Origin of the sequence: Burkholderia perseverans (assembly GCF_022870505.1) — a bacterium.
GTDB classification, from domain to species: domain Bacteria; phylum Pseudomonadota; class Gammaproteobacteria; order Burkholderiales; family Burkholderiaceae; genus Burkholderia; species Burkholderia plantarii.
Genome location: NZ_CP045094.1, coordinates 1112423 through 1125819, shown reverse-complemented (window position 1 = coordinate 1125819; position 13397 = coordinate 1112423). Strand labels below are relative to the sequence as shown.

Annotated in this window: 14 protein-coding genes; all 14 read right to left on the bottom strand. The window is 67.2% G+C overall.

Going from position 1 to position 13397, the window contains the following annotated elements; genetic code table 11:
• Positions 1–8: 8 nt before the first annotated feature.
• The gene (pdxJ, locus tag BpN12_RS19670) at positions 9–782 is read right to left on the bottom strand and encodes a pyridoxine 5'-phosphate synthase (protein WP_246797136.1); all 774 of its coding nucleotides are present in this window, start codon (positions 780–782) and stop codon (positions 9–11) included.
• Positions 779–1642, bottom strand: a complete 864-nt coding sequence (gene recO / locus BpN12_RS19665; protein ID WP_246797135.1) for a DNA repair protein RecO — start codon at positions 1640–1642, stop codon at positions 779–781. Before recO ends, pdxJ begins: the two co-directional genes overlap by 4 nt.
• Entirely contained in the window at positions 1629–2528 is a 900-nt protein-coding gene (era, locus tag BpN12_RS19660) for a GTPase Era (RefSeq protein WP_198249822.1), read from the bottom strand. The genes recO and era overlap by 14 nt, the downstream gene beginning before the upstream one ends.
• A gap of 60 nt (positions 2529–2588) precedes the next feature.
• Complete coding sequence (gene rnc / locus BpN12_RS19655) at positions 2589–3875, bottom strand: ribonuclease III (protein WP_246797134.1); 1287 nt, start codon at positions 3873–3875, stop codon at positions 2589–2591.
• 144 nt (positions 3876–4019) lie between these two features.
• Positions 4020–4916, bottom strand: coding sequence for a signal peptidase I (gene lepB / locus BpN12_RS19650; protein ID WP_246797133.1), 897 nt, complete (start codon positions 4914–4916; stop codon positions 4020–4022).
• 16 nt (positions 4917–4932) lie between these two features.
• Positions 4933–6726, bottom strand: a complete 1794-nt coding sequence (gene lepA, locus BpN12_RS19645; RefSeq protein WP_246797132.1) for a translation elongation factor 4 — start codon at positions 6724–6726, stop codon at positions 4933–4935.
• Positions 6727–6939: 213 nt separating this feature from the next.
• Positions 6940–7188 (bottom strand): glutaredoxin family protein, encoded by a 249-nt coding sequence (locus tag BpN12_RS19640; protein WP_246797131.1) that lies wholly within the window; start codon positions 7186–7188, stop codon positions 6940–6942.
• Positions 7189–7195: 7 nt separating this feature from the next.
• Complete coding sequence (locus tag BpN12_RS19635) at positions 7196–8731, bottom strand: DegQ family serine endoprotease (RefSeq protein WP_246797130.1); 1536 nt, start codon at positions 8729–8731, stop codon at positions 7196–7198.
• A 17-nt stretch (positions 8732–8748) separates the two neighbouring features.
• Complete coding sequence (locus tag BpN12_RS19630) at positions 8749–9801, bottom strand: MucB/RseB C-terminal domain-containing protein (RefSeq protein WP_246797129.1); 1053 nt, start codon at positions 9799–9801, stop codon at positions 8749–8751.
• Between the two features lie 5 nt (positions 9802–9806).
• Positions 9807–10421: a sigma-E factor negative regulatory protein gene (locus tag BpN12_RS19625; RefSeq protein WP_246797128.1), complete on the bottom strand. Its 615-nt coding sequence runs from the start codon at positions 10419–10421 to the stop codon at positions 9807–9809.
• An 86-nt stretch (positions 10422–10507) separates the two neighbouring features.
• Positions 10508–11107 (bottom strand): RNA polymerase sigma factor RpoE, encoded by a 600-nt coding sequence (rpoE, locus tag BpN12_RS19620; protein WP_042624228.1) that lies wholly within the window; start codon positions 11105–11107, stop codon positions 10508–10510.
• 94 nt (positions 11108–11201) lie between these two features.
• Positions 11202–11672: an RNA polymerase subunit sigma gene (locus tag BpN12_RS19615; protein WP_246797127.1), complete on the bottom strand. Its 471-nt coding sequence runs from the start codon at positions 11670–11672 to the stop codon at positions 11202–11204.
• 11 nt (positions 11673–11683) lie between these two features.
• Positions 11684–12922 (bottom strand): beta-ketoacyl-ACP synthase II, encoded by a 1239-nt coding sequence (gene fabF / locus BpN12_RS19610; protein WP_246797126.1) that lies wholly within the window; start codon positions 12920–12922, stop codon positions 11684–11686.
• A gap of 163 nt (positions 12923–13085) precedes the next feature.
• Positions 13086–13325, bottom strand: a complete 240-nt coding sequence (gene acpP / locus BpN12_RS19605; RefSeq protein ID WP_012735022.1) for an acyl carrier protein — start codon at positions 13323–13325, stop codon at positions 13086–13088.
• Between the last annotated feature and the right edge of the window lie 72 nt (positions 13326–13397).

The following is a 13397-nucleotide window of genomic DNA, read 5'->3' as shown; positions in this document are numbered from 1 at the left end:
GGCGGCGCTCAGCGGCCGCCGTGGCGCGCCGCCACGCGCGCGGCGACCATGATCGCCTTCATCTCGCGCACGGCGTTGTCCCAGCCCGTGAAGATCGACTGCGCGACGATCGCGTGCCCGATGTTGAGCTCGACGATGCCGTCGATCGCCGCGATCTGCTGCACGTTCGTGTAGTGCAGGCCATGGCCCGCGTTGACCTTGAGGCCAAGCGCGACGCCGGCGTCGACCGCGGCCACCACGCGCTCGTACTCGCGCTGCTGGCCGGCCGCGTCGCGCGCCTCGGCGTAGGCGCCGGTGTGCAGCTCGACCACGGGCGCGCCGGCCTCGTGGGCCGCGCGGATCTGGGTCTCGTCCGGATCGATGAACAGCGACACGCGCACGCCCGCGTCGGCGAGCTGCCGGCAGGCCGCGCGCACCGCCTCGAAATGGCCGGCCACGTCGAGCCCGCCCTCGGTGGTCAGCTCGGCACGCTTCTCCGGCACGAGGCAGGCGTCGTGCGGGCGCACCTCGCAGGTGATGTCGAGCATTTCCGGCGTGACCGCGCATTCGAGGTTCATGCGCGTGGTCAGCAGCGGGCGCAGCGCGCGCACGTCGGCGTCGCGGATGTGGCGGCGATCTTCGCGCAGATGCAGCGTGATCGCGTCGGCGCCGGCCTGCTCGGCCGCGAGCGCCGCGCGGATCGGATCCGGATAGGCGGTACCGCGGACGTTGCGCAGCGTCGCGACGTGATCGATGTTGACGCCGAGATCGATGGCGTTCGGCGCGGTCAGGAAGAAGCTCATAGGTTTTGCAGGTCGATGAGGATCTGGCGCGTCGCGAGTGGCGTGCCGCCCAGATAGGTATTGAGCAGGAAGCGCATCAGCGTCTTGCTTTGCGCAACCGTCTGGGCACGATGGTAATCGTCCTCCTCCATGTCGAGCAATGTCTGACCCGAGACGATCGGCCAGTGCGACGGTGTGTCCTCACCGGCCTCGCGCACGCCGCGCTCGGGGTCGAACACGTAGCGGCCGTCGGCGGTGACGGCGCGGCGCGCCACGGTGCGGTTCAGCGCCCGCGCGTAGCCGGTCTCGCGCAGCAGCACGCGCTCGAACGAGCGCAGCACCTGCACGGCCGGCTCGTCGTGGGCGAGCCGCGCGAGCGTCACCAGATAATGCTGGAACAGCGCCGGAAACGGATCCTCGCGCGCGCAGAACTTGACCAGCAGCTCGTTCACGTAGAAGCCGCAGAGCAGCGCGTCGCCGCCGAGCGGCAGCATCCCGCCCACCCACTCCGCGCCCGTCAGCGTGCGCATCTCCGACTTGCCGGACCACGACAGCGCGAGCGGCTGGAACGTCTGCAGCACGCCGCGCAGCGCCGAATGCGGGCGCTTGGCGCCCTTCGCGACGAGCGCGACGCGGCCGTGGTCGCGCGTCAGCACGTCGATGATCAGGCTGGTTTCGCGATAGGGATGGCTGTGCAGCACGAAGCCGGGCTGCTCGGCGACGCGAAAATCGGATGCGCGCGGCGCGGCGCGGCGCGCCTTGCGGGGCCGCGCCGGCTCGGCGGGCGGCGCGGAGGCCGGCGGTTCCACGACGGAGACGGGCGCCTCGTCGGCCTCGTCGACCCCGTCGGAGCCATCGTGCCTGCCGTCATTCGTACCCATAGGCACGCAGCCCCGCTTCGTTGTCCGCCCAGCCGCTCTTCACCTTGATGAAGGTTTCGAGATAAACCGGGCCGTCGAACAGCTTCTCCATGTCGAGCCGCGCCTCGGTGCTGATCTGCTTGAGCTTGGCGCCCTTCTTGCCGATCACCATCGCCTTGTGCGAATCGCGCTCGACGAGGATCGTCGCGAACACGCGCGTGAGGCGCCCCTCCTCCTCGAACTTGTCGATGATCACGGTGCTCGTATACGGCAGCTCGTCGCCGGTCCAGCGGAACACCTTCTCGCGCAGGATCTCGGCCGCGAGAAAGCGTGAGCTGCGATCGGTCAAGTCGTCCTCGCCGTAGATCGGGTCGCCCTCGGGCAGGTAGGGCTTGACCGTGTTCATCAGGCGGCGGATGTCGTCGTCCTGCTTGGCCGACAGCGGCACCACCTCGGCAAACGGGCGCAGTTCACCCATCTGCTTCAGGAACGGGAACAACGTCGATTTGTCGTTGATGCGGTCGAGCTTGTTGAGAATCAGCAGCGTCGGCACCTTGGGCGGAATCAGGTCGAGCACTTTCTGGTCGTCCGGGCCGAAGCGGCCGGCCTCGATCACGAACAGGATCGCGTCGACCGCGGTCAGCGTCGAGGTGACGGTGCGGTTCAGCGTGCGGTTCAGTGCCGTGCTGTGGCGCGTCTGGAAGCCCGGCGTGTCGACGAAGATGTACTGCGCGTCGGGCAGCGTGTGGATGCCGGTGATGCGATGGCGCGTGGTCTGCGCCTTGCGCGAGGTGATGCTGATCTTCTGGCCGACGAGCGCGTTCATCAGCGTCGACTTGCCGACGTTCGGCCGGCCGACGATGGCGATCATGCCGCAACGGAATGCGGGGGTGGCGGGTGCGTTCATATCAGGCTGCTGCGATTCGAGGCGGGCCGCACGACGCGGCCCGCGGATAGGATCAGGCGTTCAACGACCGGCATCGGCCACGCGCAACGGCGTGACGGACAGGTCGGCGTCCGCGTCGGGCACCGCGCTCGCGGTGTCGCGCGCGCGCAACGTGCGGTCCGGCGCGCCTGCGCCGCGCGGCGCGGCATCGGCCTTGTCGGTGGAGACCGGGTTGCTGGCGGGCGCGGATTTTTCGGCGGCAGACTTGTCGGTCGCGGGCTTCTCGGCGGAAACCGGCGGCTCCACGCCGGGCACCGGGCCCGTCATCGGCCGGTCGGCGGCCGGCTGCCCGGCCAGGGCCGGCTTCTCCGGCGCAGTGGGTGCGGAGAGTGCCGCCGGTTTGTCGGCGCTCGCGGGCTTGTCGGCGGCGGACGGCTTCGCGCCGCGCTCGGTCTTCTCCGGCGCCGCGTCGGCGTGCGCGACCGCGCGAATCACGGCCACCGGCGGCGCACCGCGCTCGGCGGCCTCGGCCGGCGCCTTCGCCGCGCCCGGCACCGAGATCACGGTGCGTTCCTTGTGCTCCGGCGCCGCGCGCAGATCGAGCGCTTCCTGCACGCCCTTCACGCCAGGCACGATTTCGGGCTCGCTCTTCGAGGCGCGCGCGCTCTTCGAGCGCTTCGACTTGGCGGCCGCCATCGGGCGCGCCATCACCTCGTCGAGCGCCTTCTTCGCGGCGGCCTGCTCGGCCGCGCGGCGGCTCGCGCCGGAACCCGACACCTTCACGTCGAGCTTCGGTACCGTGCATTCCACCTCGAACTGCTGATTGTGCGCCGCACCATGCGTAGCCACGACCGTGTAAGTCGGCAGCGCGATCTTGTGGCCCTGCAGGTATTCCTGCAGTAGCGTCTTCGCGTCCTTGCCGAGCGTGCGCGGGTCGATATGGTCGAGGATCGGGATGTAGAGGCGCTTGATCACCCCCTGGGCGGCTTCGAAGCCGCCATCGAGGAACACCGCCCCGATGATGGCTTCGAACGCGTCCGCGAGGATCGACGGCCGGCGGAACCCGCCGCTGCGCAGTTCCCCTTCGCCGAGCCGCAGGCCGTCGGCAATATTGAGGGCCTGGGCAATCTCGTACAGCGATTGCTGCTTGACGAGGTTCGCGCGCACCCGCGACAGGTCGCCTTCGTCCAGTTTGCCGAAACGCTGGAATAAAAGGGCCGCTACCGCGCAATTCAGAACGGAGTCGCCGAGGAACTCGAGCCGTTCGTTATGCGTGGCGCTATGGCTACGATGGGTCAAAGCCTGACGCAGCAATTCCGCATTGCGGAATTCGTAGCGCAGCCGGCTTTCCAACTGGGACTGAGACATGAGCAGGAGTATAACGCGGGCGCCGGTTCCGTCTAGCGGCGGACGCCGGGCTCGAAAAGGCGTGTCGAAGCGGTGTTACCGCCGGTTCTTGAAGTGATTTGCCAGCATCGCGCGCGGCCATCGCGCGATGCCGGCGAGCGCGGCTCAGTGGAACGAGCCGATCCGCTTCAGGTCGCTGAAGTTCATCCAGATGAAGAACGCGCGGCCGACGATGTCGCTGTCGGGCACGAAGCCCCAGTAGCGGCTGTCCGCGCTGTTGTCGCGGTTGTCGCCCATCATGAAATAGTGGCCCGGCGGCACCTTGCAGATCACGCCGTGCTCGTTGTACGTGCAGTTGTCCTTGTACGGGAAATCGTAGGCGCCCATCACGAACGGCGGCACGGCCGGATTGTTCAGGATCGCGTTCTTGCGCGTGCCGTCGAGGGTCTCCTCGTACTGCTTCGCATAGTTCATGCGCTCTTCATCGAAGAAGTCGGGCAGCGGCGTCTCGGGTACCGGCTGGCCGTTGATCGTCAGCTTCTTGTCGAGATACTGGACGGTGTCGCCGGGCAGGCCGATCACGCGCTTGATGTAGTCGACCGACTCGTCCTTCGGATAGCGGAACACCACCACGTCGCCGCGCGAGAGCGGGCTGCCCTGGGTGATCTTCTGGTTGCCGATCGGCAGGCGCAGGCCGTACTCAAACTTGTTCACGAGGATGAAATCGCCGACCAGCAGCGTCGGCACCATCGAGCCCGACGGGATCTTGAACGGCTCGACCACGAACGAGCGCACCACGAACACCGCCAGGATCACCGGGAAGAAACTCGCCGTGTATTCGAGCCACCACGGCTGGCGCAGCTTGTCGTCGCGCAGCTTGGCGCGCGTCTCGGCCGCGTTCTCGTCGACGAAGCGTTCACCGACGCGCGCCTGCTGCCGGTCGAACTCGGCGGCGGCCTCGTCGGCCGCCTTGCGCCGGCGCGGCAGGAACACCAGTTTGTCCAGCACCCACGCGATACCCGTCAAGACGACGAGCACAAAAAGAATCAATGCGAAATTCATAAAAGGATCAGTCCTGTTATTTGTCTTCGACACGCAAGATCGCGAGGAACGCTTCCTGCGGGATCTCGACCGAACCCACCTGCTTCATGCGCTTTTTGCCTTCCTTCTGCTTTTCCAGCAGCTTCTTCTTACGCGTGATGTCGCCGCCGTAGCACTTGGCCAGCACGTTCTTGCGCAGCGCCTTGATGTTCTCGCGCGCGATGATGTGCGCGCCGATCGCCGCCTGGATCGCGACGTCGTACATCTGGCGCGGGATGATCTCGCGCATCTTCGCCGCCACCTCGCGGCCGCGGTACTGCGACTGCGAACGGTGGACGATGACCGACAGCGCATCGACCTTGTCGCCGTTGATCAGCATGTCGACCTTGACCACGTCCGAGGCGCGATATTCCTTGAACTCGTAGTCCATCGACGCGTAGCCGCGCGATACCGACTTGAGTCGGTCGAAGAAGTCGAGCACGATTTCCGCCATCGGGATCTCGTAGGTCAGCTGCACCTGGCGGCCGTGGTACTGCATGTTGATCTGCGAGCCGCGCTTTTGCGTACAGAGCGTGATGACCGAACCGACGTAGTCCTGCGGCATGTAGAGGTTCACGGTCACGATCGGCTCGCGCACCTCCTCGATGCGGGCCGGCTCCGGCATCTTGGCCGGGTTCTCGACCTTGATCGTGCTGCCGTCGCTCTGCACCACCTCGTAGACCACCGTCGGCGCGGTGGTGATGAGGTCCATGTCGAACTCGCGCTCGAGCCGCTCCTGCACGATCTCCATGTGCAGCAGGCCGAGGAAGCCGCAGCGGAAGCCGAAGCCGAGCGCCTGCGAGACTTCCGGCTCGTACTGCAGCGACGCGTCGTTGAGCTTGAGCTTCTCGAGCGATTCGCGCAGCGCGTCGTACTGGTTCGCCTCGACCGGATAGAGGCCCGCGAACACCTGCGGCTTCACTTCCTTGAAGCCCGGCAGCGGCTCGGTGGCGGCCTTCGTCGCGTGCGTGACGGTGTCGCCGACCTTGGCGGCCGTCAGTTCCTTGATGCCGGCGATGATGAAGCCGACCTGCCCCGCCGAGAGCGATTCCAGGTTGCGCGACTTCGGCGTGAACACGCCGATGTGCTCGACCGGGAACTGCGCGCCGGTGGCCATCAGCTTGATCTTGTCCTTCGGGCGCAGCGTGCCGTTGACGATGCGCACCAGCATCACCACGCCGACGTAGTTGTCGAACCACGAATCGATGATCAGCGCCTGCAGCGGCGCTTCCGGATCGCCCTTCGGCGGTGGCACCTTGGCGATCAGCGACTCGAGCACGTCTTCCACGCCGAGCCCCGTCTTCGCGCTGCAGCGCGTCGCGTCGGTCGCGTCGATGCCGATCACGTCCTCGATCTCGGTGATCGCGTTGTCGGGGTTCGCCGCGGGCAGGTCGATCTTGTTCAGCACCGGCACTACCTCGACGCCGAGCTCGATCGCCGTGTAGCAGTTCGCGACAGTTTGCGCCTCGACGCCCTGGCTCGCGTCCACCACCAGCAGCGCGCCTTCGCAGGCGGACAGCGAGCGGCTGACTTCGTAGGAGAAGTCGACGTGTCCGGGGGTGTCGATCAGGTTCAGGTTGTAGACCTTGCCGTCGCGGGCGCGGTACGTGAGCGCCGCCGTCTGGGCCTTGATCGTGATGCCGCGCTCGCGCTCGAGATCCATCGAGTCGAGCACCTGGGCTTCCATCTCGCGGTCGGTCAGACCGCCGCAAACCTGGATGATGCGATCCGCGAGCGTCGACTTGCCATGGTCGATGTGGGCGATGATCGAGAAATTGCGAATATGATCCATTCAGTGCCGATCAAGCGAAAAAGGCGCGCTCGACGACTGCGGAGCACGCCTTGTAAGTCGGTGAAAAAACAGCCTATTTTAGCCGAAAAGGTCTGTCCGGGGCGGCATTTTGGACGCCGCGACCGGCCGCGCGGCACGAAACCTGCAGGAATGACCGGCCGCGGGCACACTCGAGCCCCGCCGCCGGGGTCCGCCGACGGCGCGCGACGCGATTCAGCCGGCCGCCGCGCGACGTTCGAGCGCCGCCCGCACGCGCGCCGAATCGAGTCGATGCCGGCACAGTTCGACGCCGTCGAGCAGCAGCACCGGCACGTCCTCGTCATAGCGCGCGACGAGCGCCGGATCGGCGTCGATGTCGAGATAATCGACGGCCACGTCGAATTCGGCCGCGAGCGGCGCCAGTGCGGCACGCATCTCGTCGCACAGGTGGCACCAGCCGCGGCCGTACAGCGTGAGCGGCATGCGTGGCCTACTTCTGCCGCGGCCGCAGCGGGATGAACTGCGTGTTGTCGCCGCGCCGGACCAGCACCGCGACCATCTTCTGCGGATCGAGCTTCGCGGTGACCTCGACGAACTGCTTCGCGTTCGTGATGTCGGTGTCGCCGACCCGGATCACGATGTCGTCGCGCTTCAGGCCCGCCCGCGCGGCAGGCCCTTCGGCCAGGTCGACGTGTACGCCGTTCGGCACCTTCGCCGCCTTCAGCTGGTCCGCCGTCAGGTCGCTGACCGTCAGCCCGAGCGCGTTGCTCTGGCGCGGCTTGGCGGGCTGGCTCGGCTTGCCGTCGGTGCGCGCATTCTTCTCGGTCGGCACCTCGGCGATCATGATCGGCAGGTCGCGCGCGCTGCCCTTGCGCCAGATCGTCAGCGTCGCCCTGGTGCCCGGCTTGGTATCGCCGACCATGCGCGGCAGGTCGGTGGCTTCGTCCACCTGGCGGCCGTTGAACTTCAGGATGATGTCGCCCGGCTGCACGCCGGCCTTGTCGGCCGGGCCGCCCGCCTCGACGCTGCTGACCAGCGCGCCTTCCGCGCGCGGCAGCCCGATCGAGTCGGCCACGTCCTTCGTGACCTCGCCGATCGCCACCGCGATGCGGCCGCGCGTGACTTTGCCCGTGGCCTTCAGCTGCTCGGCCACGCGCATCGCCTCGTCGATCGGAATCGCGAACGAAATGCCCATGAAGCCGCCGGTGCGGCTGTAGATCTGCGAGTTGATGCCGATCACCTCGCCCTGCATGTTGATCAGCGGGCCGCCCGAGTTGCCGGGATTGACCGCCACGTCGGTCTGGATGAACGGCAGGTAGTCGCCGGTGTTGCGCCCCTTCGCGCTGACGATGCCGGCCGTGACCGTGTTGTCGAGCCCGAACGGCGAGCCGATCGCGACCACCCACTCGCCCACGCGTACCTTGTTCGAATCGCCGATCGCCACGGTCGGCAGGCTGCTCGCGTTGATCTTGACGATCGCCACGTCGGTGCGCTCGTCCACGCCGATCAGTTTGGCCTTGAACTCGCGCTTGTCGGTCAGCGTGACGTAGATGGTGTCGGCGTCGTCGACCACGTGCGCGTTCGTCATCACGTAGCCGTCCGGCGACAGGATGAAGCCCGAGCCCACGCCGCGGTTCTGCTCGGTGTCGGGTGCGTCGGGCGGCGCGTTCTTCGGCGTGCCGGGCGAGCCCGGCGCCCCCGGCAGCGGAATGCCGAAGAAGCGGCGGAAGAACTCCGACATGTCGCCGTCGTCCGGCCCCTGCGGGAACGCGCCGCCGCGCGGGTCGGCCGGCACGGTCGCGGTGGTGCGGATGTTCACGACCGCCGGGCCGGCCTTCTCGACCAGATCCGCGAAATCGGGCAGCGCCGCGCGCGCCGCCGGCGCGCTGGGCGGTGCGACCGGCACGGTGACCGGTGCGGACGCGCCCTGCACGGGCGCGGCGGTTTGCGCCGCCGGCGACGCGACGGGCAGGCAAGCCGTCAGCGCCGCTGCGGCCATCCAGGGACGCAGCGTGAACTTGATCATGTCGGGAAACCGGAAGGTTACTTCGAAGGCTTGTATTCTATGGCAGCCGCGAACTGCTGCAACGTCGCCGGCGGCACTTCGCCGAGCAGCGTGATCCAGAAATCACCACGGCGCTTCACCAGCACGTGCGTCGCGCCCGTGCTGCCCGCGCCTTCCTTGCGCGCGCCCTTCTCCACCGGTTCGAGAAATACCGAGATCGTCGCGAGCCCGTCGGTGAAGACGGCCTGGTCGACCGGAATCGGCGGCTCGTTCGCGTCACGCGCGGCCATCGGGCGGCGCACCTCGCGGATCTTGCGGAAACCGGCCACGCTCGGCGCGATCCGCCAGCCCTGCGATTCGATGTCGACCGGCTGCACCGGCGGGCGCACCACCGTGCAGCCGCTCAGGTTGTGGATGCCGTTCGCGATCGCCGTCTTCTGGGCCGGGCTCTCCTGGCCGATCTGCAATTGCGAGAATGCCACCTGTTCGAGCACGTGATCGTCGGCGTCGAGCGTCTGGGTACGCAGCAGCAGGCCCGTCTTCGCGTCGGTCCAGAGCTTGTAGGCGTAGCGGTAGCCGTCCTTCGGCACCAGTTCGGCGACCTGCGCGTCGACGCCGGCCACGCGATCCTGGCCAAGCGGCTTCAGGTCGTACACGGACAGCACCTCGGCGCCGCTCGCGCCGAGCAGCGCCGGGAACGCGTCGCGGTTCTGGCGGCGCTCGACCACGCAGAGCTGGCGCTCCGGCACGAACGTGACGAGATCGTCGTTGTGGCGCAGCAGCTTGCGCGGCTTGCCGTCGAGGCTTTCGATCTGCTCGTACTCGCCGCCCCTGGCGGCGATATGGGTGATGCGCGAGGACTGCACGTAGGTGCCGCGCTGGAACACGAACGTGCCGTCGTAGCTTTGCTGCTGCGCGGCCTGCTGGATGCGGTCGAGCCATGCAGCGGCGGCTTGCGGGCCGGCGGCCGGATCGACCGGCTGCTGCGCGATGGCGTGCGAGTGAACGGAAAGCAAAGCGGCCGCGCAGAGCACGAGCGCAGGCAGCCGCGTCCAGCCGGAAGTGGCGCGATTCAACAGCAATGTCCGCATCGGGTTTATTGGCCTTGCGTGGCGACGGCGGTACGAATGAGCGGCATCGAGCCCGATACGACGGGCTGCTGCGCGAATTGTTGGTGGGCTTCGAGGTACTGGTCGAGGCTCGCGTCACGGATGATGTTGACATCCTGGCGGCTCGACGCGGCCACGCGCTGCAGATCGTGCGGCGCGACCGAGGCGACCTGCACCGTGCCGACGGCCTGCCCAGCCGTGCCCTGCAGTTGCGGCACGACGATCCAGGTCAGCGTCGCTGCGGCAGCGGCAACCGCGAACGCGGGCAGCACGCGGCGGCGCAGCGGCTGGCGCCGCGCGGCCGCTTCGGCCGTGGCGGCCGACGCCACCGTGACGGCGGCCGGCGCGATCAGGTGCGGCTCGGCCGCGAACGCGGCCGCGAACCGGGCACCGAAAGCCTGGCTGACGGCCGGTTCGATCGCGAGTTCGTCGGAACGCAGCGCGTCGCCGATCGCGTGATAGTCGGCCCAGGTGCGACGCTCCGTGACGCCGAAACCGGCCAGGATCTGCCCGAGCGAACCGGCCGACGCTTCACCGTCGACCAATGCGGACACTTGCTCGCCGTGCGAGCCTGCTTGCGATTGCGTAGAGACCGACCCCATGATGCTCCCCATCTTCCGATACCCCGTCGTGACCACGACTCAATCTGTAACTGGACCCCGTGCCGATCCTGCCGCCGGACAGGCGCCTACCAGCGCTTGCCTTCCGGCGTGTCGAGCAGCGGCCGCAACTTGTTGGCGATCGCTTCCCGGGCCCGGAAGATACGTGAACGCACGGTGCCGATGGGGCAATCCATCATTTCCGCGATTTCCTCGTAACTCAGGCCTTCGATTTCCCGCAGCGTGATGGCCGTGCGCAATTCCTCGGGCAACAGCGCCATCGCCGCGTTCACCGTTTCGGCGATCTGCTTGCTCATCAACATCGACTCGGGCGTGTTGATATCCCTTAGTTGGTCCGCGTCGGAGAAAGTTTCAGCCTCTTCGGCATCCGCTTCAGTCGAGGTCGGCGCGCGGCGCCCCTGGGTCGCAAGGTAGTTCTTCGCCGTGTTGACGGCAATCCGGTACAACCACGTGTAGAACGCGGATTCGCCGCGGAATTGCGGCAGCGCCCGGTAGGCCTTGATGAACGCGTCCTGGGCCACGTCCTCGACCTCGGCGGGGTCACGCACGAGGCGCGAGATCAGCCGGAGGATCTTGCGGTGGTATTTGGAGACCAGGAGTTCGAACGCCGCCTTGTCGCCTTTCTGTACGCGCTCGACCAGGACCTGATCGATTTCTTTTTCACTCACCTGACAAATCCGTTAACTAGGGATGCAACGCGGAGCGCTATTGTAGCAACGCCACCTGGCGCGCCGCGAAACGCGGGCGGCGCGTGCTGCCAGCCTAGCCGTGCGTGGCCTGCCTGCCGTAGACGGACAGGGCGCGAAAGGCCCGCGCGTCGAGCGCGTCGGCCGGCACCACGAACGGCACCGGACGGCCGCGCTCGCGAGCGATCGCTAGCACCAGCAGGCGGTCCGCCCACTGCGTGCAGCCGACCACCGGGCCGAACGCCACGCGCCGGCCGCCGCGATCGAACACGGCGAGCGCGCCGCTGCCCGCTTCGATCCGCAAGGCAGCCGGCACGCGGCTGGCACTGGTCCGCCGCGCGACCGACGCGAGATACGCGCCGCTCAGCATCCCGACGAGCATCGCTCCCGTTTGATCCATGAACCAGCCTGGCAGCGCCGCGGCGCCCGCGGCGACGGCCGCCGTGCAGAGCACGACGAACGCCGCCAGCGCGACGCGCAGCGTCGCCGAGGCACGCAGCGCGACGGGCTGCGTGCCGGCGGAAAACGGGAGGAAGGGATCCGTCAAGCGATCCCGCTTCAGACGCGCTTGAAAACCAGCGTGCCGTTAGTCCCGCCAAAACCGAAGGAGTTCTTCAGCGCGACATCGATCTTCATGTCCCGTGCTTCGTTCGCGCAGTAATCGAGATCACATTCGGGATCCTGATTGAAGATGTTGATGGTCGGCGGCGACACCTGGTTGTGAACGGCGAGCACCGTGAACACCGACTCGAGGCCGCCCGCGCCGCCCAGCAGGTGGCCCGTCATCGACTTCGTCGAGTTGACCACCATCTGCCTGGCGCGATCGCCGAACGCGCGCTTGATGCCGATCGTCTCGGCCAGGTCACCGAGTTGCGTCGAAGTGCCGTGCGCGTTCAGGTAGTTGACCTCGTCGGGGTTGACGCCGGCGTTGCGCAGCGCGGCCAGCATGCAGCGGCGTGCGCCGTCGCCGTCCTCGACGGGCGCGGTCATGTGATAGGCGTCGGCGCTCATGCCGTAGCCGGACACTTCGGCGTAGATCTTCGCGCCGCGCGCCTTCGCGTGCTCGTACTCCTCGAGCACCATCACGCCGGCGCCCTCGCCGAGCACGAAGCCGTCGCGGTCCTTGTCCCACGGACGGCTCGCCGTCGCCGGATCGTCGTTGCGCTGCGACAGCGCGCGCGCGGCCGCGAAGCCGCCGATGCCGAGCGGCGAGACGGTCGCTTCCGCGCCGCCCGCGATCATCACGTCGGCGTCGCCGTACTCGATCAGGCGCGCGGCCTCACCGATGCAGTGCAGGCCGGTGGTGCAGGCCGTCACGATCGCGAGGTTCGGGCCTTTCAGGCCGAACTTGATCGACAGGTGGCCCGAGATCATGTTGATGATCGAGGCCGGCACGAAGAACGGCGAGATCCGGCGCGGGCCGCGATTGAGCAGCTCGGTCTGCGTGACCTCGATCATCGGCAGGCCGCCGATGCCGGAGCCCACGACGACGCCGATGCGCTCCGAATTCTCGTCGGTCACTTCGAGGCCACAGTCCTTCATGGCCTGCATGCCGGCGGCGATGCCGTAATGGATGAAGGTATCCATGTGGCGCGCTTCCTTCGCCGGCAGGTACTCTTCGACGTTGAAGTCCTTCACCTCGCCCGCGAAGCGGGTCGAAAAGTTCGTGGCATCGAACTTGGTGATGTTGACGATGCCGGATTTTCCGGCAACGAGATTGGCCCAACCGTCGGCAACATTATTGCCAACAGGCGAAATCAGCCCCAGGCCTGTAACGACAACTCGGCGGCGGCTCACGGTACCCTCTTTTCCATTGAATGACTAAAGCAAAAGCCACAGGGGCCGCAGGAACCAGCCCTGCGAGCCCTGTGGCTGTTAGCGCGGCCGGCATCGATGCCGGCTGCGAGATCGAGCGCCAATGCAGCGTTCCAGAAAACGTTGCAGACGGCGTGTGCCTGTCTCAGGCCTTGACGTTCGCGCGAGCGTAGTCGATCGCTTGCTGAACCGTCGTGATCTTTTCGGCCTCTTCGTCCGGGATTTCCATGCCGAACTCGTCTTCGAGCGCCATCACCAGCTCGACCGTGTCGAGCGAGTCCGCGCCCAGATCGTTCACGAACGAGGCTTCGTTCTTGATTTCGCCTTCGGCGACGCCCAGTTGCTCGGCGACGATCTTCTTGACACGTTGTTCGATGTTGTCCATTACCCCTCCGAGGGAAAGTTCAGATTTACAAGTGCGCGCATTTTATCAGGTTTGATGCCGCCAAAAATGCGT

Excerpts from the sequence above, each read along its gene's own strand:
- acpP (WP_012735022.1), bottom strand. The coding sequence starts at position 13,325 with ATGGACAACATCGAACAACGTGTCAAGAAGATCGTCGCCGAGCAACTG.
- rnc (WP_246797134.1), bottom strand. The coding sequence starts at position 3,875 with ATGTCTCAGTCCCAGTTGGAAAGCCGGCTGCGCTACGAATTCCGCAAT.
- recO (WP_246797135.1), bottom strand. The coding sequence starts at position 1,642 with ATGGGTACGAATGACGGCAGGCACGATGGCTCCGACGGGGTCGACGAG.
- lepB (WP_246797133.1), bottom strand. The coding sequence starts at position 4,916 with ATGAATTTCGCATTGATTCTTTTTGTGCTCGTCGTCTTGACGGGTATC.
- BpN12_RS19640 (WP_246797131.1), bottom strand. The coding sequence starts at position 7,188 with ATGCCGCTCACGCTGTACGGCCGCGGCTGGTGCCACCTGTGCGACGAG.
- lepA (WP_246797132.1), bottom strand. The coding sequence starts at position 6,726 with ATGGATCATATTCGCAATTTCTCGATCATCGCCCACATCGACCATGGC.
- BpN12_RS19635 (WP_246797130.1), bottom strand. The coding sequence starts at position 8,731 with ATGATCAAGTTCACGCTGCGTCCCTGGATGGCCGCAGCGGCGCTGACG.
- pdxJ (WP_246797136.1), bottom strand. The coding sequence starts at position 782 with ATGAGCTTCTTCCTGACCGCGCCGAACGCCATCGATCTCGGCGTCAAC.
- BpN12_RS19630 (WP_246797129.1), bottom strand. The coding sequence starts at position 9,801 with ATGCGGACATTGCTGTTGAATCGCGCCACTTCCGGCTGGACGCGGCTG.
- BpN12_RS19625 (WP_246797128.1), bottom strand. The coding sequence starts at position 10,421 with ATGGGGTCGGTCTCTACGCAATCGCAAGCAGGCTCGCACGGCGAGCAA.
- era (WP_198249822.1), bottom strand. The coding sequence starts at position 2,528 with ATGAACGCACCCGCCACCCCCGCATTCCGTTGCGGCATGATCGCCATC.